Origin of the sequence: Streptomyces sp. TM32 (assembly GCF_004122755.1) — a bacterium.
Classification (GTDB): Bacteria; Actinomycetota; Actinomycetes; order Streptomycetales; family Streptomycetaceae; genus Streptomyces; species Streptomyces sioyaensis.
The window spans coordinates 35,019-55,494 of record NZ_SDIG01000030.1 but is presented as its reverse complement, the minus strand read 5'-3'; the positions used below and the strand labels follow the sequence as shown (position 1 = coordinate 55,494).

Sequence of the window (20,476 nt, the reverse complement as noted above, 5' to 3'; positions counted from 1 at the left end):
ATGGGCCCAGATCATGTTTATGACCCCCCCGACGCCCCCGCTTGCGTTACGAGAGGAGGCCGGCCCCCTCAAGCTGCCCGCCACTCTGGCGCTCGGCGACCGCCTCCCGCCGCTCCCCGAGGTCCCGGCCCCGCTCGGCCCCGACGACGGCCCCCGCACCTGGGCCGACATCCGCTACCGCGAGGACGGCCCGGCCGGCTTCCTGGAGTTCTCCTTCCCCGGTGGCGCGATGAGCACCGACCACTGCCGGCGCCTGCTCGCCGCCTACCGCCACGCCTGCACCCGGCCGACGTCCGTCCTGGTCCTCGGTGGCCGCCGGGACTTCTTCTCCAACGGCATCCATCTGCACGTCATCGAGGCCGCCGACGACCCCGCCGAGGAGTCCTGGGCCAATATCCAGGCCATGGACGATCTGGTGCAGGCCGTCCTCACCACCACCGACCGGCTGGTGGTCGCCGCGCTCGGCGGCAACGCCGCAGCCGGCGGGGCGATGCTGGCCCTCGCCGCGGACGAGGTGTGGTGCCGCTCCTCCGTCGTGCTCAACCCCCACTACCGGCTGATGGGGCTCTACGGCTCGGAGTTCTGGACCTACACCCTGCCCCGCCGTACGGGTCCCGAGGTCGCCGAGCAGCTCACCACCCGTGCCCTGCCCCTCACCGCGGCGACCGGGGCGCGGCTCGGCCTGGTCGACCGGATCCTCGACTGTGCCGCGCAGGAGTTCGCCGCGCGGACCGCCCGCCTCGCCGTCCGGCTGGCGTCGGCGGCCTCGACCCAGGCCCGGATCGCCGCGAAGAAGGCCGACCGGGAACGCGACGAGGCCGACCGGCCGCTCGCCGCGTACCGGGACGACGAACTGGCGCGTATGCACCGCATCTTCTTCGACCCGGAGCAGCCCTATCACGCGCTGCGCCGGGCCTTCGTGCGCAAGGAGCCGGCCGGCACCCCCGCGCATCTGAACTCCGCAGCGCCTGCCGGGACATGAGGCACTCCTGCCCGGTCATGAGCGGATATACCCCGACCTTTTCGGCGAGCACCGAAACGCCTCGCCGCAGGGGCCGGCCCCCGCCATGGTGGAGCCCGAGCGCGGGCACTCGTCCGGGCTCGGACCACACGGAACATTTCCGGGGGAAGGAACCCACATGATCCGCAGGATCTCCGCCGTCGCCGTGATGGGGGCCGCGGCCGCGGCACTCGCCCTGTCCGGTACGTCCGTTGCCGCCACCCGGGCCGACGGCCCGCCGGCCCCGGCGGCCCACGGACCGGTCAAGGCCCGTCCCGCCGCCGGCGCCCACCACGCCACGCACGGCCTGGCCAACGCCTGCTGGTACAGCGGCAGCCACTGGTGGTGCAACAACAGGAGTGGGGCGCCCGTCTACCAGCCCGGCAGTACGACGGTCGTCGGCTACATGAACTCCAACCCGTCCTGGTTCGTCTGCCGCAGCGACAACGGCGGTCACGTCGGCGGCCCGCACCCGAACCGGTGGGAGTGGACCCAGGCCGACAACGGGGCGTGGGGCTGGATGAAGGACACCGACATCTCCAGCGAGACCGACCCGCTGCCGGTCTGCTGAGGTGCGCCCGGGGCCGGTGACCGACACCCGTCGGCCACCGGCCCTGTGCCGTGCGCCGGTGCGGCAGTGGACCTATGGAGCGGGCTGGTACTTGTAGCCGATGCCGAACACCGTGGTGATGGCGTCGCGCGGGCCGGGCCCCAGCCGCCGGCGCACCCGCGCGATGTGGACGTCGACCGTACGGTTGCTGGACTGGCAGCTGGGCCAGACGGCGGCCATCAACTGCTCCCGGGTGAAGGTGCGCTGGGGATGCCGCACCAGGTGGGCCAGTAGATCGAATTCCAGCCTGGGCAGCTCCAGCTGGCGGCCTCGGGCGAAGACGGTGCGGGCCGCGGTGTCGATCCGGATCGGCTCCGGCCGGGGCCGGCCGGCAGGGGAGGCGTCGGGGGCGGGCTCCTCGCGCGGGGGCGCCAGGATGATGTGGACCTCGTCCGACGGCAGCCGGTGCACCGAGACGGGTTCCAGGTCGTGCAGGGTCAGTTGCCACGTGCCGTCGGGGAGCCGGTCGACCGCCAGCGGCGGCTCGTCGCCCGGCCCGGTTGTGGGCGGCTGCCCGGGGCCGGCCTCCTGTCGTAACGCAAGCGGGGTCGTCGGGGAGTTCATAAACATGATCTGGGCCCATTCCTCTTGCAAAGCAGGCGTGTACGGACAGACAGGGCGGTGCTCGACGTTCAGGGTGCTGAGGTGACGCAGCGATCGCGCCGCGGACGGGTGGTGCGGCGACCGGGCGCGTCTGCACAGAGGTGCGCCCAGCGGGGGCGATCGCTCCGTTCGTACCGCGAGAACGCTCGCGCCCATGCCCGTACCCAGCCATGACGTGGTGCGAAGTCACGGCTTCCGGTCCGGATGAACGCTACATGTGATCGAGCAGTTCCGGAAAGTAGCTTCCGCGAATTCGGTTGCTCTTGAGCCGACTTTGTGATTCGTGGCGCCAACTGGGTTGACGGCCCGTCTCGTTGGGTGAGACGGCCTGCCGCGCCGCCCCGTCCGGCGTGGTGGGGAGGGTCGTGCGGACCGGCCGGGATCCGTGGGGGGGGGTGTCGAGATCCTTTCGTGCGCGCCGCCTCGGCGGCGTTCCCCGGCGCGCGTCGGGTCTGCGGGGGGGCGGAGGGAGTCGAGGCCCGGCCCCTGTGGGCCGAACTGCACGGTGCCCTCTTGTCAGGTGCGATACGGAGGGGTAATAAGCATCGATGTTCAGTTGTGGAGGTTGCGTGAACGTGTGAATATGCCAAATTAATGCCCTGTAACTAACGGTGCGTCAAAGTGGAGAGGTTCGGGAGGACCTCCCGAGAAGTTGTTTCTGTTTCAATTTCATCGCAGACTAAAAGGTGCGGAACCAGATATTCCAGGCGGCTTGTTTTCGCGCGGAGTTGAGAATGAGTAGGGTGTGGCCGCTGTCACCTGACCAGTGGCGGCGATCCAGCTGAATTCGGCACAGCTGGAATGCGATGGGGGATGACGCCTTCGTGACCGGGAGGGGACCATGGCGGCCGGCTCATTCGAGGGACAGTACGTGTGGAGTCCAGCAGCCAATGACCGGGCGCTGGCGCACGCGTGTATGGACGTCAGTACGGGACGGTACTTGAGCGCGCACGAGGTGCTGCGGGAAGCGCGGGAGGATTTCGAGGTGCGGGCCCACCGGTCGCTGGTGCTGGCGTCCGTGGCGGCCGACTCCGACCTGGCGGAACGCTGGCTGGCCGAAGAGCCCGGCCCGGAGGCGGCGTTGCTGTGGGCCCGGGTGGCGATGCTCCGCGCGCTGCGCATGGCCGACGCCGGCGACCGGCGCCAGGGCGTCCTGGCGCGGATAGCGCAGACGGCGTGCGAGCGGGCCGCGAAGCTGCTCCCCGACGACCCCACCCCGTGGGTCGCCCAGCTGGCGCTGACCCGCCTGGACCGCCCGCGGGACCCGGCGCCGCAGGGGCTGCTGACCGCGCCGCCCGGCCCCTGGTACCTCTTCGCCCACATCCTCCGGCTGGCTCCCTGGCACCGGGAGGCACACCATCGGTTTCTGTCGTTCTTCTTCACCCGCTACGGCGGTTCGTCCAGCGCGAGCTGGGACGTTGCCGCGTTCCTGAGCCAGCGGGCCCCGGTCGACTCGTCGCTGCGGCTGCTGCCGCTGGTGGCGCTGGTCGAGGACTACAACCCGTCCGCGCTGCTCGCGGACCGCACATGGGAGCAGCCCCAGTGGATCACCACCGCCACGGGCATCTACCGCAACTGGTTCCCCAGGGTTGCCGATTACCGTTTCACGCCGGTGCTGGATCTGGCGTATCTGGCACATGCGCTGTTCATGGCGAATCGCGAATTCGAGGCGCGCGAAGTCTTCACGGCCATGGGGCCGTATGCCTCGCGCATGCCCTGGAGTGCATTCGGTGATCCCGAGGATCAATTGACCAAGGCCAGACGTTCCTGCGGGCTTCCCGTGCCGCACGACGGCTGATGCACAAAAAAGTGTCCGGGCGCGCTGGATTCATCGTCTCATCGTCGCGCGGGACCGCTTCATTCCGTTCCAACCGTTCGATCAACTCACCCCCACACATTCCCCGGTACCCCAGAAAGGTGCGGTTGTGTCCGAGCGTACGTCGCCACCTCGCTCGAAATCCCCCCACGCGGCAGATTCCGTCACTCTCGACGATGACGCCACGCTCCACGCCATGGGCTATCCGCGGAAACTCACCCGCAGATTCCGCGCGTTCGACAATTTCGCCATCTCCTTCACCATCATCAACATTATTTCCGGAATCTTCTCTTCCTTCGGCTTCGGGATGAACGCCGGCGGGCCGCTGGTCCTGATCTTCGGCTGGATCGGCGTCTCGGTCATGGTGCTGTTCGTCGGCGCCGCGATGGGCGAGATCGCCTCCGCCTATCCGACCAGCGGTGCGCTCTACTTCTCGGCCGGCAAGCTGGCCAAGCGCCACCAGGGCGCGTGGTCCTGGTACACGGGCTGGCTGAACTTCGTCGGCCAGGTCGGCGGCACCGCCGCCACCAACTTCGCCGCCGCCACGTTCATCCAGGCATTCCTCGCCATGCAGTGGCCGGACTACCAGCCGACGCCCCAGGAAACCGTCGGCCTCACCGCGGCCATCCTTCTTCTCCAGGCGCTGGCCAACGCCTATACGGTGCAGCTGGTTGCGGTGGTGAACCGCATTTCCGTGTGGTGGCTGCTGATCGGCATGGTGGTGATCGTCGGCGCCCTGACCGTGATCCCGACCGACCATCAGTCGCCTTCGTTCGCACTGCACTTCGTCAACAACACCGGCTTCACGCATGCGGTGTACGGCGGAATGCTGGGCCTGCTCGTCACGAGCTGGACCTTCACGGGTTTCGACGGCAGTTTCCACATGTCCGAAGAAACGGTGAAGGCAACCGTCAACGCGCCCCGCGGCATCATGCGCGCGATCAGCTACTCCGCGCTCACCGGACTGATCCTCATGCTCGCGTTGGTGTACGCGATCCGTGACTACGGGCATGCCGCGAGTGCCGACGCACCGCCCGTGCAGATTCTGATCGACGCGCTGGGACAGGGCACCGCGAAGTTCCTGCTGTTGATCGTTATCGGGGCCATGCTGTTCTGCGGTCTGGCCAACATGACCAGCAATACGCGGCAGATCTTCGCCTTCTCCCGGGACGGTGCGATGCCCGGCTCCCGCTGGTGGCATTCGGTGTCCGAGCGGACCCGCACCCCCGTCAAGGCCGTCTGGCTCGCCGCGGCCTGCCCCCTGGTGCTGGTGCTGCCCGGCTGGTGGTCCCACACCGCCTTCACCGCCGTGGTGAGCGTCAACGTCGTCGGACTGTTCCTCGCCTATGCGGTGCCCATCTTCCTGCGGCTGCGGCTCGACGACTTCCAGGCCGGGCCGTGGAACCTGGGGCGCTACGGCAAGCCCGTCGCGGCGATCGCGGTGGTCTGGATCCTGGTCAGCAACGTGCTGTTCATGCTGCCGCAGGCGTACCCGATCACCCCCGCCTCGTTCAACTACGCGCCCGTCGCGCTGGCCGTGGTGCTGATCATCGCCACCGTGTGGTGGTTCGCCACCGCCCGAGGGCGCTTCCAGGGGCCGGTCAGCTACGGCCGTCCCGACGAGGTCGCCGCGATGGACCTCATCTAGGGCCGGACCCCCCCGTGGTGCACAGGGCGGGCCGGCCGCTTACGTGGCCGGCCCGCTCCGCTCACCGTCACCGGCCCTGCAACACCCCCTGTTCGCTCGCCCCCTGACCCCACCAGAAGGGACGAACCCCCGGTATGCCCACGCTCGGAAACGCACCGGACCCGCAGCCCGTCACCGGCGAACTCACCGTCACCACCGCCGCGTTGGACGACTGGCACCAGGTCGCCCAATGGGCCGCCGACGAGGAGTGGAACCCCGGACGCGGCGACACCGCCTGCTTCCACCCCACCGACCCCGCGGGCTTCTTCGTGGGACGCCGCGACGGCCGGACCGTCTCCGCCGTTTCGGTCGTCAACTACTCCGACACCTACGCGTTTCTCGGCTACTACCTCGTCCACCCCGACCACCGCCGGCAGGGCCTGGGGCTCGCCACCTGGCGCGCCGCCCTCCCGCACGCCGGTGCCCGGACCGTGGGCCTCGACGCCGTCCCCGCCCAGCAACACACCTACGAGCGGGCCGGGTTCACCCCGGCGTACGAGACCATCCGCTACGGCGGACGCCCCGCCGGCCCCGGCACACCGCCGCCGGAGGTCGTCCCCGTCACCGGTGCGCACCTCGACGCGGTGGCCGGCTACGACCGGCGCTGCTTCCCCGCCGACCGCCGTGCCTTCGTCACCCGTTGGCTGACCGCCCCCGGCCACACCGCCCGCGTATTTCTGCGCGACGGAGCGGTCGCCGGCTACGGGGTGATCCGTCCGGCCCGCACCGGCCATCGCATCGGCCCGCTCTTCGCCGACACCACCGAGGCCGCGGCGGCCCTCTTCGACGCCCTCGCCGCGACCGCCGGCCCGGCAGCCGAGGTCTTCCTCGACATCCCCGGCCCCCGGCACGCCGCCCGCACCCTGGCCACCACCCGCGGCCTGACCCCGCAGTCGCACACCGTCCGGATGTACACCGGCCCCGTCCCGCCGGCGGACCAGGAGCGCACCTTCGCGGTCACCAGCCTGGAACTCGGCTAGGCCGGGCCGGGCCAGGGCAGTCGTCGGTTTCCCCGCCCGGTCCGGCGCCGGGCGGGGAAACCGACGGTCCGTCATGCGCCGACCGTGCCGTCGATGGCCTCGCGCAGGAAGTCCGCATGGCCGTTGTGGCGGGCGTACTCGTGGATCAGATGCAGCATCACCAGGCGCAGCGAGACATGCTCGTCCCAGCGGGGCTGGTAGCCCGTGACGTCGAGCGAGGCGGCCGCCCGCTCGATCCGGCGGGCGTGGGCCACCTCGGTCTGCCAGGCGTCGAACGCCTCCGCGCGGGTGGCCGTGCTCGCGTCGTACGCCACCTGGTAGTCGCCCTCGGCCGACCAGACCAGCGGGAGGTCCTCGCCGTTGATCACCCGCCGGAACCAGCTGCGTTCCACCTCGGCCATGTGCCGCACCAGACCGAGCAGGGAGAGCGTGGACGGCGGGCTCGATCGGCGTCTGAGGTCCTCGTCGGACAGGCCGTCGGTCTTCATGGCGAGCGTGGCCCGGTGGAAGTCCAGAAAGGAGCGCAGGGTCTCCCGCTCGCCGGCGCGTACGGGCGGGGCGATGCGTTCGGTGGTCACGGTGGGTTCCTTTCCGCGGCGCGTTCCCGGGCAGGGCACGGCCGGTGGGGTGTCGGGGTGCTGAGGGGATCACGGTGCTGCGCGCCGTCTGCGGGGGGCCGGACCTGGCGGAAGTGCGGTGGCCAGGGCGGCAGGACGAGAGTCCCGGGCGCGGGCAGGCGGCGGTCGAGAGGATCTTTGCGGCTGCCGCGGGCCGCCGCAAGGTGTTTACGGGAGCCGGCGGGACGGCGGGCGGTGCACGGCAGGTCGCGCCTCCCGGGGGCGGCGGATGACGCGTACCGGGTCCATGACGGCGCCGGAACCGGCCGCTCGCTCGTACCGGACTGCCCGGAGTCCGTGAACGGCCCCGGAACCGGCGGGCGGCCCGTTCCGCGGACGGTGCGCCCACGGCACACCCCACCGCGGAACGGGCCGCCCGGCCGCTCCCGGCCCCGGCCTCAGTCGTCGGCCGTCACGGCAGATACCGCTCGATGGCGCCGGGACCTTCCTCGGCGATCAGGCGCCTGGCCCATTCCAGGCTCGCGGGGGTGGGTTCGCGCCCGGACGCCTTCACCAGGTCCTCCGGGTCGTAGGGCCGCTCGCTACCGGTGTACAGCTCGGCCGGCCGCCGCTCGGCCGACTTCTCCCTGCCATTGGTCGTCACAGGTCCTCCTCTGTCCGCGCCCGCCGGGTCGCCGGGACCTCGCTTGGTTCCATCATGGGACCGCCTCCGAACACCCGCACGATGTGCGCCGGGCCGGTCCGGGGCCCCGGACCGCCGCGGCCGGTCAGCCGTCCGGCCGCGGAGCCCCCGGATACCGCGGCGGGAACGCCTGCTCGGTCCAGATCGTCTTGCCGTACGGCGTGTAGCGCGTGCCCCAGCGCTGCACCAGCTGCGCGACGATGAACAGCCCCCGTCCGCCCTCGTCGTCACTGGCGCTGTACCGCAGGTGGGGCGAGGTATGACCGGTGTCGGACACCTCGGTCAGCAGGGTCTGATCGCGCAGCAGCCGCAGGTGCAGCGGCCCGGACGCATGCCGTACGGCGTTCGTCACCAGCTCGCTGACCACAAGTTCGGTCGTGTAGGACAGCTCTTCCAGGCCCCACTCCGCGAGCTGCCGGGTGGCCAGCTCGCGGGCTTGGCCCGCGGCCGCGGGCTCCGTGGGCAGCTCCCAGGCCGCCACCTGCCGGGCGTCCAGCTCGCGGGTGCGCACCAGCAGCAGCGCCGAGTCGTCGGCGGCCGGCCCGTCCGGCAGCAGCGCGTCCAGCGCCCGGTCGCAGAGCTCGTCCAGCGGCCGGTCGTGCTCGCTCAGCACCCGGCCCAGGATCTCCAGCCCTTGGTCGACGTCCCGGTCGCGGGCCTCGACCAGCCCGTCCGTGAACAGCGCGATCAGGCTGCCGGCCGGCAGCTCGATCTCCAGGGACTCGAACGGCAGGCCCCCCAGGCCCAGCGGCGGGCCGGCCGGCAGAGCGGGGAAGGACAGGCCGCGCTGCGGGGCGACGACGGCCGGCGGCAGATGGCCGGCCCGCGCCATGGTGCACCGCCGCGACACCGGGTCGTAGACGGCATACAGGCAGGTCACGCCGATGGTCACATCGTCCGGCGGGCCGCCGTCCCCGGCGGCCGTGGCGGGCCGGCCCTCCGTGGTGGGTCCCACCAGATCGTCCAGCCGGCTCAGCAGCTCGTCGGGGGACAGGTCCAGCCGGGCCAGGGCGCGGACGGTCGTCCGCAGCCGCCCCATGGTCGCCGCGGCCTGCAGGCCATGGCCGACCACGTCCCCGACGACCAGCCCGACCCGGGTACCCGACAGGCCGATCACATCGAACCAGTCGCCGCCGACCCCGGCCCGGTCGTCGCTGGGCAGATAGCGGTAGGCCAGCTCGACGGCGGACTGTGGCGGCAGATGCTGCGGCAGCAGGTTGCGCTGGAGGGTGAGCGCGGCCCTGTGCTCCCGGGCGAAGCGGCGGGCGTTGTCCAGGCAGACCGCCGTGCGGATGACCAGCTCCTCGGCGAGTTCGGTCTCCTCCTTGTCGAAGAGCGAGGGATGGGAGTCACGGAGGAAGGTGACCAGCCCCATCGGGGTGCCGCCGGCCCGCAGCGGTACGACCAGGGCGCCCTCGTCGCGCACCAGCCCGCCCGAGGACAGGCTGCGGTACTGGAGCGAGCCGGGCGGGTACTCGACGCGGTGCGGCCCCGTCGGCGGGCCGTCCGAGGCGCCGTGGACGGAGCGGGCGGCGACCCGCATCAGGGTGGGCACGCGGCCGTCGGACCTCCCCGGCTCCTCGCCGTCCAGTACGGACCCGACCAGATCGACGGTGACCAGGGACGCGAAGTCCGGCACCGTCACCTCGGTGATCTCCCGCGCGGTGACGGTCATGTCGAGCGTGGTGCCGATCCGGGCACCGGCCTCCACCAGCAGGTTCAGCCGGCGTTGTGCCTGGTAGCGGCCGGTGATGTCGAAGGCGTCCTCGCACACCCCGAGCACCTGGCCGCGGGCGTTCTGCAGCCGGTAGTAGGCGCAGGACCAGACATGATCGACACCCGGGTCGGAGGGCAGCTGGCCGACGAGGTGCAGATCGAGGATCGGTTCGCCGGTGTCGATGACCTGGTGCATCACCGCGTCGAGGGTGCGCGGATAGCCGTCGGTCATGAACTCGGCGTCCGGGTACAGCTCGTCGGCCCGGGCGCCGAGGAACTCCCGCAGCGGCAGTCCGACCTCCCGTACGTACGCGGTGTTCGCCCAGGTCAGCCGCAACTCCGTGTCGTAGATGCCCAGGCTCACCGGGGACTGGGTGGCCAGGCCGTGCAGCATCGCCTGGCGGGACTCCCACATCCGGTGTGCGCCCAGCTCGGCCGCCACCAGCACCCGGGCCGGCAGGGAGCCCGCGCCGTCGGGCACCTTGGCGAGCGCGCAGATGGCCACCGCCATCCGCAGCAGCCGGCCGTCGCGGTGCCGCACGGCACGTGACTGGCTGGTGCTCAGCGAGGCGTCCGGCGACTGCTCGGCCCAGGCGTCACCGGCCGGAACCAGCGTTTCCAGGTGACGTCCGATGATCTCCTCGGGGCGGTAGCCGAGCAGATCCTGGGCGGTCGGACTCCATCCGATGACCGTGTCCTGGGCATCCAGAACCGCTGTGGCCGCCCTGGTGACGTCGAGGGGACCACGGAAGTCGGCACTCTTCGCCGCGTTCCATGCGTTCATGGCATCAACCCAGCCCGGTTCAGTATCTACAGCATCGAGCCGGAGCAGGACCGGCACAACCGCGCTGCACGAGGACGCGCCCTTGGTGCGGCGGTGCCCCGTCGCTGGCAGAGTGGGAAGGGGTGGTGAGCGACAGGAGGCAGATGTGAGGTCGGCTTGTGACCCCGTCACCGCGGTACGTGGTGCTCCGTGCTGGGTCAGCCTGATGGCTCACGATCTGGAGGCCGCCCAGAAGTTCTACTCCGCGGTACTGGGCTGGCGGTTCCGCCCGGCATCTCTCGGTGAGGAGTTCTGCGTCGCGGTGGCCGACGGGGAGCCGGTTGCCGGCATCGGGGCCCTCGCCCAGAGCTTCCAGGTCGCGGTGGCCTGGACGTCGTATTTCGCGGTGGAGAACGCCGATGAGACCGCGGACCGGATCCGCGAGCGCGGGGCGACGGTCGCCGTCGGGCCGCTCAAGCTCGGCCCCGGGCGCGCCGCCCTCGCCGCCGACCGCGACGGTGCCACCTTCGGCTTCTGGGAAGGGCAGACGCTGGCCTGGTCGGTGGGGCAGGGCAATGCCCCCGCCTGTCTGGAACTGCGCACCCGCGATGCCTTCGCCGCCGCCATCTTCTACGCGGAGGTCTTCGACTGGGCCTCCGGGAAGCCGGGTGGCTGCGACGTGACCTACGAACACGACCAGGTGATCGTCCGCGACGGCACCCACACCGTGGCCACCCTGCGCGGCGGTGGGGTGGAGTCCGCCCCGGACCCGCGGGTGCGCCCCCGCTGGCATGTCCACTTCCCGGTCGGTGACGTCGAGAAGGTGGCGGCCGCCGCGGTGGCGGCCGGCGGGACGGTCACTCCCGTGACACCGACCGAGAGCGGGGGCTGGCAGGCCGTCGTCCGCGATCCCGACGGCGGCCTCTTCACCATCACGTCGCCCTGAGGGCCCGGCCGCGCCGCACCGCGTATCGGTCCTGCGCTGCGTATCGGCCCGCACGGCGCTCGGCCCCGCGCCCGTTCACGACGGAAGGGCGCGGGGCCGAGGACGCAGTGGGGTCCGCAGGGGTCAGTTCAGGGAGTCACCGCTGCCCGCACCGGGGTCAGCGCTGCCGCCGGCTCCCGGGTCCTGGGCACCCGTACCGGGGTCCTGAGCTCCCGTACCGGGGTCCTGCGCACCGGCTCCCGGGTCCTGGGCTCCGGTACCGGGGTCCTGGGCACCGCCGGCGGCTCCCGGGTCCTGCGATCCGGCGCCGGCGCTGCCGGCACCGGCGTTTCCCGCTCCGGCGTCGGCGCCGCCCGCGCCGTTGGCACCGCCGGCTCCGTTGGCGCCGCCCGCGCCATTCGCACCGCCGGCGCCGTCCCCGGCGCCGATCTCCGCCTTGGTGGCCTTGAGGGCGTCGGTCACCGGCTGGAAGAAGGTCTCGCCGCCCTGCGTGCAGTCGCCGCTGCCGCCCGAGGTGAGGCCGACCGCCGAGTCGCCGGAGAACATCGAGCCGCCGCTGTCGCCGGGCTCCGCGCAGACGTCCGTCTGTATCAGTCCGTTGACGATGTCGCCGTTGCCGTAATTCACCGTCGCGTCAAGGCCGGTGACGGTGCCGTCGTGGACGCCGGTGGTGCTGCCCGAGCGCTGCACCTTCATGCCCACGGCGGCCTCGGCGGCCTTGGTGATCTTCTGGGTGCTGCCGTTCCCCAGGTCGACCGAGCTCTCCGGCTTGGCAGCGGCGTCGTCGTACTTCACCAGTGCGAAGTCGGTCTTCGGGAACTTGGAGTCGGCGACCGTGCCCAGCGGCTGGCTGCCGCCCTGGTCGGCCGTCCAGGTCTTGGAGTCGTTACCGCAGTGACCCGCCGTCAGGAAGGCGGGTGCGCCCTTGACCGTGACGTTGAAGCCCAGCGAACAGCGTGCGTTGCCGCCGAAGATGGCGCTGCCGCCGACCGGCCCCGCGGCCTGTCCGCCGCCGTCACCGGCACCACCCGCGTCGCCGGCACCGCCCGCCGCCTGCCCGCCTCCGCCGGAGCCGGCACCGCCGTTGGCCGCGCCGCCGGAGGCCGCGTTGCCCGCGCCGCCGGCCGCCGCGGCCCCGCCGGAGTCCCCGGCGCCGCCCGCCGCCTGCCCGGCACCGCCGCCGGCCGCGCTCCCCGCCTCCCCACCGTCGTACCGCTTGAACTCGCCCTGGGACCGCTTGACGGTGACCATGCCGGCGCCCATGCCGCCCGTGGTCTTGGTCAGCGTGGCCATCTTCGCGCCGGTGACCGTTCTGTCGGCGACCACCACGATCTTGTTGGTCTTCGGGTCGATCGACCAAGCGGTGCCGGGGATCGAGGCGTTGTCGCGCAGCGTCTTCGCACCGGCCTTCAGCGCGGTCATGCTGTTCTGCACGACCTTGGCGACGGCGCCCTTGGCCGCGACGCTCGCGGCGTCGTCCTTCGACAGGACGTTCATGACCAGGTGGCCGTTGCCGCTGTCCAGGTACCACCCGGCGGACTGGTCCCCGAGATCCGCCTTCAGGGACGCCGCCAGCTGTGTGGCCGAGTGGGCGCTGAGCGTCTTCGGGGCCGCCGGCTGGTCCTGGCTCGCGTTGGCGTTGGGGAGCAGGATCGCTGCGCCCGCGATGGCGACCGCAGCGGCGCCGGCGATGGCGCCGGTCCGCTTGTTCACATGTCGGTGGCTCAATTGACTGACCTCCAGGGACGCACAGGAACGAGGCACACGGGAGGCGGCGGTGCGTCGCGTCAGCTCCCGTGTGGTTGCACTCAGTCCTACGTAGCCCCGTGCACCCGGGTCTCACGGCCACTCAAGCTGTGATGAATTCCGACGCTTGCGGTGGCGAACGTTTACACTCCCGAGCCCGTCTCGCCCGTCCGGAGCAGCCCGGCGCCCACGCGCGGGCGGTTTCCGGAGCCTGACCGGAAGGCCCCGGTCCGCCCGGCGAACGGCTGCGCCGGGCGGACCGCTGACCTGGGCACGGTCAGTCCGATGGCTGATTTTCTGCGGTTTCCGCGGTCCGTGTGAGGCCTGTGACCCGTGGAAACAGCGGGGCGTAAAGGGCAGCTGTGACCGCGCTTAAGAAAACCTCGATGGACCCGGAGGCCGAGGTAGGGAAGATTTCCTGACGAAGATCGGGCGGCCGGGGCGGGCCCCCGGCAGGTCACGTACGTACGGGAGCCGTTGCGGTGAAGGCGCTGGTCAAGCAGGAGGCAGAGCCGGGGCTCCGGCTCATGGACGTACCGGAACCGGACATCGGTCCGGGCGATGTGTTGATAAAGGTCCTGCGCACCGGCATCTGCGGCACGGATCTGCACATCCGTGCCTGGGACGGCTGGGCCCGGCAGTCGATCGACACCCCGCTGACGATCGGCCACGAGTTCGTCGGCGAGGTGGTGGAAACCGGCCGCGACGTCGCCGACATCAAGGCCGGCGATCTGGTCAGCGGCGAGGGCCATCTGGTCTGCGGGAAGTGCCGCAACTGCCTGGCCGGCCGCCGTCATCTGTGCCGCGCCACCGTCGGCCTCGGCGTCGGCCGCGACGGTGCCTTCGCCGAGTACGTGGCGCTGCCCGCCACCAATGTCTGGGTGCACCGCGTCCCCGTCGACCTCGATATCGCCGCCGTCTTCGACCCGTTCGGCAACGCCGTGCACACCGCGCTGTCGTTCCCGCTGGTCGGCGAGGACGTACTGATCACCGGCGCCGGACCGATCGGCATCATGGCCGCGGCCGTCGCCCGGCACGCCGGCGCCCGCAACGTCATGATCACGGACGTCAGCGAGCCGCGCCTGGCCCTGGCCCGCAAGGTCGGCGTCAGCCTGGCCGTCAACGTCGCCGAGACGCCGATCGCCGAGGGCCAGCGCGCACTCGGCCTGCGCGAGGGCTTCGACATCGGACTGGAGATGTCCGGCCGGCCCGAGGCGATGCGCGACATGATCGACAACATGACGCACGGCGGCCGGATCGCCGTCCTCGGGCTGCCCGCCGAGCAGTTCCCGGTCGACTGGTCCCGGATCGTCACCTCCATGCTCACCATCAAGGGCATCTACGGCCGGGAGATGTTCGAGACCTGGTACGCGATGTCCGTGCTGCTCGAAGGCGGTCTCGACCTGGCGCCCGTGATCACCGGCCGCTATCCGTACCAGGACTTCGACGCCGCCTTCGACGACGCCGCCAGCGGCCAGAGCGGCAAGATCATCCTCGACTGGACCGTCTGACGCACCGCTCCCGGCCGGCTCCGTCCCACCCCAACTCCTGGAGAAAATCCTGATGTTCGACTCCGTACGCGACGAACTGCGCGGCACCCTCGAAGAGATCCGCGCCGCCGGACTGCACAAGCCCGAGCGCGTCATCGGCTCCCCGCAGTCCGCCACCGTGGCGGTCACGGCGGGAGGAAACCCCGGCGAGGTCCTCAACTTCTGCGCCAACAACTACCTGGGTCTCGCCGACCACCCCGAGGTCGTCGCGGCCGCGCACGAGGCGCTGGACCGCTGGGGCTACGGCCTGGCCTCGGTCCGCTTCATCTGCGGCACCCAGGAGGTCCACAAGGAGCTGGAGCAGCGGATCTCCGGCTTCCTCGGCCAGGAGGACACGATCCTCTACTCCTCCTGCTTCGACGCCAACGGCGGCGTGTTCGAGACCCTGCTCGGCCCGGACGACGCGGTCATCTCCGACGCCCTCAACCACGCCTCGATCATCGACGGCATCCGCCTGTCCAAGGCCCGCCGCTTCCGCTACGCCAACCGTGACCTGGCCGATCTGGAGCGTCAGCTGAAGGAGGCCGGGAACGCCGGCCGCAAGCTGGTCGTCACCGACGGCGTCTTCTCCATGGACGGCTACGTGGCACCGCTGCGGGAGATCTGCGACCTGGCCGAGCAACACGGTGCCATGGTGATGGTCGACGACTCGCACGCCGTCGGCTTCGTCGGCCCCGGCGGCCGCGGCACCCCCGAACTCCACGACGTCATGGACCGCGTCGACATCATCACCGGCACCCTCGGCAAGGCCCTCGGCGGCGCCTCCGGCGGCTATCTCGCGGCCCGCGCCGAGATCGTCGCCCTGCTGCGCCAGCGCTCGCGCCCGTACCTCTTCTCCAACTCGCTCGCCCCGGTGATCGCCGCCGCCTCGCTGAAGGTGCTCGACCTGCTGGAGTCGGCCGGCGAGCTGCGCGAGCGGCTGCACGCCAACACCGCGCTGTTCCGCTCCCGGATGACCGAGGAGGGCTTCGACGTCCTCCCCGGCGACCACGCCATCGCCCCCGTCATGATCGGCGACGCGGCGGAGGCGGCCCGGATGGCGGAGCTGCTCCTGGAGCGCGGGGTGTACGTGATCGGCTTCTCCTACCCCGTGGTCCCGCAGGGCCAGGCACGGATCCGGGTGCAGCTGTCCGCCGCCCACTCCACCGAGGACGTCAACCGCGCGGTCGACGCCTTCGTCGACGCGAGGGCCGCGCTCGGCGGCTGACGCGGCCCGCGGGCCGCTCCTGCGAAACTGGAAGCATGATCGAAGCACGACGGCTGCACATCCTCCGTGCGGTGGCCGACCACCGCACGGTCACCGCCGCGGCCGCCGCGCTCTACCTCACCCCCTCGGCGGTCTCCCAGCAGCTGGCCGCCCTGGAACAGGAGACCGGCCACCGACTGGTGGAGCGCAGCGCCCGCGGCGTGCGGCTGACCGCCGCGGGCGACATCCTGCTCAGCCACGCCAACGCCGTCCTGGCACAGCTGGAGCGCGCCGAGTCCGAGCTGGCCGCCTACGGCTCGGGAGAGGCCGGCACGGTGACCGTCGCGGCCTTCGCCACCGGCATCGGCCTGGTCGTGGCGCCCGCGCTCACCGCGCTGGCCGTGACCGCCCCCGGCATCCGGGTCCGCGTCCAGGACGCCGAGGGCGACGCCAGCCTGCTGATGGTCCTCGACCGGCAGGTCGATGTGGCGGTGGCCGTGGAATACCGGGGCGCGCCCCGCGCCGACGACCCGCGGCTGACCCGCGTCCCGCTCTACGCCGAGCCGTTCGACGCGGTCCTGCCGCCCGGTCACCGTCTCGCCGAGGCGGCGCAGGTGGCCGTGGCCGACTTGGCGGGCGACTGCTGGATCGGCCCCTACCCCGGCAACCCCTGCCATGACGTGGTCGTCCTGGCCTGCGAATACGCCGGTTTCGAGCCGCGGCTGGAGCACTCCTCCGACGACTTCCGCGCCGTCGTCTCGCTCGCCTCGGCCGCGGCGGGGGTGGCCCTCGTCCCCCGCTCCGCCCTGCGCGACATGGACCTGACGGGCGTGGTGGTCCGTCCCGTCGACGGGGTGGCCCCCACCCGGCGGGTCTTCGCCGCGGTACGCCGCGGAGCCGAGGACCACCCCCTGCTCCGCCCGGTCCTGGCCGCCCTGCGGGAGGCGGCGGCGCCGCAGGGGTGAGCGGAGGCCACCGCGCGCCGCACGGCCGTACGGACGGCTGCCGTCCGGCACCTGCCCGGCCGCGCCGGACATGCCGACCCGGACCGCCCGTGGCAGGCTCGTCACGGCGGCGGCCCGGTCGGGCGCCGGGGCAACCCCGGTTCGGAGGCGAGGCGGATGTCGGTCGGTCCGGCCGGCCCGGTCGGCCCAGCGGAGGCCACCGAGCTCCAGGATCCGTACGCGCCGGTGCGCGACCGCGGATACCTCAAGCTCCTGCTCGTGGCGGCGGCGGTCGGCTTCCCGGTCTGTGCCGTCGCCTTCGGCTTCCTCGCGCTGGTCCACGCGCTGGAACCGCTGCTCTACGAGGACCTGCCGCGGGCGCTCGGCTTCGCCGGCCCGCCGATCTGGTGGCCCGTCCCGCTGCTCGTGGTGGCCGGTCTCCTGGTCGGACTGACCGTCCGTCATCTGCCGGGCCACGGCGGCCATGAGCCGGCCGACGGGCTGTCGCTGAGCGGCGCGCCCCCGCTCTCCGCGCTCCCCGGTGTCGTGCTCGCGGCCCTGGCCTCCCTCAGCTTCGGCGCGGTGCTCGGCCCCGAGGCGCCGCTGATCGCCCTCGGCGGCGGCCTGGCCCTGGGCGCCGCGCGGCTGCTGAACCGGGGGATGCCCGCGCAGGCGGCCGCCGCGGTGGGTGCCGCCGGCAGCTTCGCCGCGATCAGCGCACTGCTCGGCTCCCCGCTGCTGGGCGCGTTCCTCCTGATGGAGGTGTCGGGGCTGGGCGGTCCGATGCTGGGGATCGTGCTGGTGCCCGGCCTGCTCGCGGCCGGGATCGGTGCGCTCATCTTCACCGGGCTGGGGGACTGGACCGGCCTGGGGACGTACTCGCTCACGCTGCACGACATCCCGCAGGCCGCGGGGCCGACGGTCCCGGAGTTCGGCTGGGCGCTGGTCATCGGAGTGCTCGCGGCGGTGGCGGCGACCGGGGTACGGCGGCTCGCGGTGTTCCTCAAGGGCCGTGTCGTCCGCCATCGCGTGCCGGCGACGATGCTGGTGGGGCTGGTGGTGGGCGCCCTGGCGGTGGCCTTCGCCGCGGCCACCGGCAAGTCCGCCACCGAGATGCTCTATTCGGGCCAGTCGGCGCTGGGCTCGCTGTTCCGGGAGAGCGCCGGCTACACGGTGCCGGCGCTGCTGCTGCTGATCCTCTGCAAGGGCCTGGCGTACTGCGCGTCGCTGAGTGCCTTCCGGGGCGGCCCGATCTTTCCCGCGCTGTTCCTCGGTGCGGCAGGCGGTGTCGTGCTGTCCCATCTGCCCGGCCTGTCGCTCGCCCCGGCCTTCGCGATGGGCGTCGGCGCGATGTGTGTCGCGATGCTCAAGCTCCCGATGACCTCGGTGCTGCTGGCCACACTGCTGCTGGGACGCAGCGGTCTGACCGTGATGCCGCTGGTCATCGTCGCCGTGGTGGTCTCCTATGTCGTGGTGCTGCGGCTCACTCCGGCCCCCGCGGCGAGCGCCCCGGCGCCCGCGCCCGGCCCCGCCTGACCGCGCGTCCGCTCAGCGTCGCGGAGTCCGGCCGGTCCGGGTCCAGGTGGCCAACTGGCGCTCCGTCCAGGTGGTGATGATCCGGTCCGCCGGTACGCCGCACTCCTCGGCGCGGGCACAGCCGTAGATCTGCCAATCCAGCTGGCCGGGGGCGTGGGCGTCGCTGTCGACGGAGAACAGGCAGCCGGCCGCCAGCGCCTGGCGAAGCAGCCGACGCGGCGGATCGAGGCGGTCCGGACGGCAGTTGATCTCCACCGCGGTGTGCCGCTCGGCGCAGGCCGCGAACACCTCCCCGGCGTCGAAGCGGGACTCCGGGCGCGACTTGCCGGTGATCTGCCGCCCGGTGCAGTGGCCGAGGACGTCCACGAGGGGATTGCGGACCGCGGCGAGCAGCCGCCGGGTCATCGGCCCCTCGTCCATCCGGAGCTTGGAGTGCACGGAGGCGACCACCACATCCAACTGGTCCAGCAACTCCGGCTCCTGGTCGAGCGAGCCGTCGTCGAGGATGTCGCACTCGATGCCGGTCAGCAGTCGGAACGGCGCCAGCCGCGCGTTCACCTCCGCCACCAGCGACAGCTGCCGCCGCAGCCGTTCGGCGGTCAGCCCGCGGGCGACGGTGAGCCGGGGGGAGTGGTCGGTCAGCACACACCACTCATGGCCGAGGTCGCGGGCGGTACGGGCCATCGTCTCGACCGGACTGCCCCCGTCCGACCAGTCCGAGTGCAGATGGCAGTCACCGCGCAGCGCCCCTCGCAGCCGCTGCCCCTGCTCCCCGTCGACCAGCGGCCCGCCCGCCTCGTCCTCCAGGTGTGCCAGATACGTCGGCCGCACACCCGCCAGCGCCTCCTCGACCACCCGGGTGGTCTTGGGGCCCAGCCCCTTGAGCCGTCCCAGGGTGCCGTTCCGGGCCCGCTGGTGCACCTCGTCGCGGGACAGCGCGCCGAGGACGGCCGCGGCCGTACGGAACGCCTGGACGCGGTAGGGCACCGCCCCCTGCCGCTCCAGCAGGAAGGCGATGCGCTCCAGCGCCTCGACCGGTTCCACGCGCGGCTCCTTCCCGGGGCGCCGGCCCCGCAGCGTCCTTTCACGGTGCCGCACCCGGTGGGCGACGGCCACCGGGGTGCCGGTGTTGTCGGCGGTAGCCGCCTATTACCGCCGAGTCCGAAGGCCCGCTGTTATGCGGTTATGTCCGTTCTCCGGGCACTCGATCCATTTCCAGGCGAATAGCATGAGGACAGTGCTGATGATTCCGTTCCATGCTTTCTGTGTATGCAATTGCACCCAATAAGTCCGGGCGAATCGGGCACAGTTCATGATCGTGCAACATTCACAGCGGTTCGCCGGGAGTGTGTGCCGGAGTTCCGGCGGGCGGTCGTGGTCGGGTGCCGGAAAAACTGAAGGTCTTCAAAGGATCTGCACAGTGAATACGCAGTCGGCACCGCCCCTCCGGTGCCGCGCCACCCCGCTGACCTGCGCATAAGCGGTTTGGTGCGGGAATGTCCTGTTCGCCGAACGAGGCATTGCCCGGGCTCCGGAAAGGAAACCGCACAGGATGTGAAGAAGCTGCCACCAAGTCATGGACGCGCGTGCACGTCAGGTAATTCGACGGGACACTGGCGTACGGATCAGCGGTCGTCCGATTAGCAGCGCAACCCGCCCGCATGCTTTGATCCTTCGCACTGCGGGAGTCACGCCATCGGTACCTGATTTCGGGTACCCGACTGCCGCTGCCGCGCCCGGACCACCCCACCGGACGGTACGGACGCAGCTTTATAGAGATATTCATCCGAAGGGAAACATCATGAACTCCACCCCCCAGGTCCAGACCCAGGAAATCTCCGACAGCGACCTGGACAACGTGTCCGGTGGCCTCCTCGGCAACGCGGTCGGCACCGCCGCCAGCACCGTTGACAGCATCGCCCCGGTCTCGGGCGCCGTCGGCACCGCGACCGGCCTGGTCGACGGCGCCACCGGCGTCAACACCTCCGGCGTTGTGGGCACCGCGACCGGCCTGGTCTCGGGTCTCTGAGCCCCTTCTGTGCCGCTAGCGGCACAGTCGGCTCAAGGTGACAACGGCAGGTCGGCGTCCCCTCCTTGCCGACATGCCGCGACGGGTGCCCCGGACCGGCCAGG

At 71.7% G+C, this 20,476-nt stretch carries 17 protein-coding genes; 11 read left to right on the top strand and 6 right to left on the bottom strand.

The annotated features are described in order from the left end of the window. On the top strand, nucleotides 1-982 hold a 982-nt coding region (locus tag EST92_RS10400; RefSeq protein WP_135789046.1), incomplete at its 5' end, for an enoyl-CoA hydratase/isomerase family protein. 157 nt (nucleotides 983-1,139) lie between these two features. After that, a complete protein-coding gene (locus EST92_RS32560) occupies nucleotides 1,140-1,571 on the top strand; it encodes a hypothetical protein (protein ID WP_275540870.1) in 432 nt (143 codons plus the stop codon). 72 nt (nucleotides 1,572-1,643) lie between these two features. On the opposite strand, the gene EST92_RS10390 is transcribed toward EST92_RS32560, so the two are convergent. After that, the gene (locus EST92_RS10390) at nucleotides 1,644-2,180 is read right to left on the bottom strand and encodes a winged helix-turn-helix domain-containing protein (protein ID WP_254068750.1); all 537 of its coding nucleotides are present in this window, start codon (nucleotides 2,178-2,180) and stop codon (nucleotides 1,644-1,646) included. Between the two features lie 874 nt (nucleotides 2,181-3,054). Between EST92_RS10390 and EST92_RS10385 the strand changes: the two genes are divergently transcribed. From EST92_RS10385 to EST92_RS10375, 3 genes are all read left to right on the top strand, one after another. After that, the gene (locus EST92_RS10385; RefSeq protein WP_174243977.1) at nucleotides 3,055-4,011 is read left to right on the top strand and encodes a hypothetical protein; all 957 of its coding nucleotides are present in this window, start codon (nucleotides 3,055-3,057) and stop codon (nucleotides 4,009-4,011) included. 214 nt (nucleotides 4,012-4,225) lie between these two features. Next, nucleotides 4,226-5,677: an amino acid permease gene (locus tag EST92_RS10380; protein ID WP_129280645.1), complete on the top strand. Its 1,452-nt coding sequence runs from the start codon at nucleotides 4,226-4,228 to the stop codon at nucleotides 5,675-5,677. Between the two features lie 134 nt (nucleotides 5,678-5,811). Then, nucleotides 5,812-6,696, top strand: coding sequence for a GNAT family N-acetyltransferase (locus tag EST92_RS10375; protein WP_129280644.1), 885 nt, complete (start codon nucleotides 5,812-5,814; stop codon nucleotides 6,694-6,696). 71 nt (nucleotides 6,697-6,767) lie between these two features. Here the strand turns inward: EST92_RS10375 and EST92_RS10370 are convergent, their stop codons facing one another. The 3 genes from EST92_RS10370 to EST92_RS10360 form a co-directional block, all read right to left on the bottom strand. Then, on the bottom strand, nucleotides 6,768-7,274 hold the full coding sequence (locus EST92_RS10370; protein ID WP_129280643.1) for a DinB family protein: 507 nt from the start codon (nucleotides 7,272-7,274) through the stop codon (nucleotides 6,768-6,770). 451 nt (nucleotides 7,275-7,725) lie between these two features. Then, on the bottom strand, nucleotides 7,726-7,917 hold the full coding sequence (locus EST92_RS10365; protein ID WP_129247071.1) for a hypothetical protein: 192 nt from the start codon (nucleotides 7,915-7,917) through the stop codon (nucleotides 7,726-7,728). Between the two features lie 124 nt (nucleotides 7,918-8,041). Then, nucleotides 8,042-10,456, bottom strand: a complete 2,415-nt coding sequence (locus EST92_RS10360) for a SpoIIE family protein phosphatase (protein WP_129280642.1) — start codon at nucleotides 10,454-10,456, stop codon at nucleotides 8,042-8,044. Nucleotides 10,457-10,661: 205 nt separating this feature from the next. Between EST92_RS10360 and EST92_RS10355 the strand changes: the two genes are divergently transcribed. Continuing rightward, nucleotides 10,662-11,381 carry a VOC family protein gene (locus EST92_RS10355; protein ID WP_129280641.1) on the top strand — a complete coding sequence of 240 codons (720 nt, stop codon included), beginning with the start codon at nucleotides 10,662-10,664 and terminating at the stop codon, nucleotides 11,379-11,381. A 123-nt stretch (nucleotides 11,382-11,504) separates the two neighbouring features. Here EST92_RS10355 and EST92_RS10350 read toward each other — a convergent pair whose 3' ends face one another. Continuing rightward, nucleotides 11,505-13,094: a S1 family peptidase gene (locus EST92_RS10350; protein WP_129280640.1), complete on the bottom strand. Its 1,590-nt coding sequence runs from the start codon at nucleotides 13,092-13,094 to the stop codon at nucleotides 11,505-11,507. 515 nt (nucleotides 13,095-13,609) lie between these two features. Here EST92_RS10350 and tdh point away from each other — a divergent pair. The 4 genes from tdh to EST92_RS10330 all read left to right on the top strand — a co-directional run bounded on the left by tdh (nucleotide 13,610) and on the right by EST92_RS10330 (nucleotide 18,343). Then, nucleotides 13,610-14,638, top strand: a complete 1,029-nt coding sequence (gene tdh, locus EST92_RS10345) for an L-threonine 3-dehydrogenase (protein ID WP_129280639.1) — start codon at nucleotides 13,610-13,612, stop codon at nucleotides 14,636-14,638. A 52-nt stretch (nucleotides 14,639-14,690) separates the two neighbouring features. Beyond that, nucleotides 14,691-15,884 (top strand): glycine C-acetyltransferase, encoded by a 1,194-nt coding sequence (locus EST92_RS10340; protein ID WP_129280638.1) that lies wholly within the window; start codon nucleotides 14,691-14,693, stop codon nucleotides 15,882-15,884. A 35-nt stretch (nucleotides 15,885-15,919) separates the two neighbouring features. Then, entirely contained in the window at nucleotides 15,920-16,828 is a 909-nt protein-coding gene (locus tag EST92_RS10335; protein ID WP_129280637.1) for a LysR family transcriptional regulator, read from the top strand. A 156-nt stretch (nucleotides 16,829-16,984) separates the two neighbouring features. Next, a complete protein-coding gene (locus EST92_RS10330; protein WP_174243976.1) occupies nucleotides 16,985-18,343 on the top strand; it encodes a chloride channel protein in 1,359 nt (452 codons plus the stop codon). Nucleotides 18,344-18,355: 12 nt separating this feature from the next. Here EST92_RS10330 and EST92_RS10325 read toward each other — a convergent pair whose 3' ends face one another. Further along, on the bottom strand, nucleotides 18,356-19,387 hold the full coding sequence (locus EST92_RS10325) for a PHP domain-containing protein (protein ID WP_129280636.1): 1,032 nt from the start codon (nucleotides 19,385-19,387) through the stop codon (nucleotides 18,356-18,358). A gap of 757 nt (nucleotides 19,388-20,144) precedes the next feature. On the opposite strand from EST92_RS10325, the gene EST92_RS10320 reads away from it, so the two are divergent. Further along, nucleotides 20,145-20,372, top strand: a complete 228-nt coding sequence (locus EST92_RS10320) for a type A2 lantipeptide (RefSeq protein ID WP_093481848.1) — start codon at nucleotides 20,145-20,147, stop codon at nucleotides 20,370-20,372. Nucleotides 20,373-20,476 lie beyond the last annotated feature (104 nt).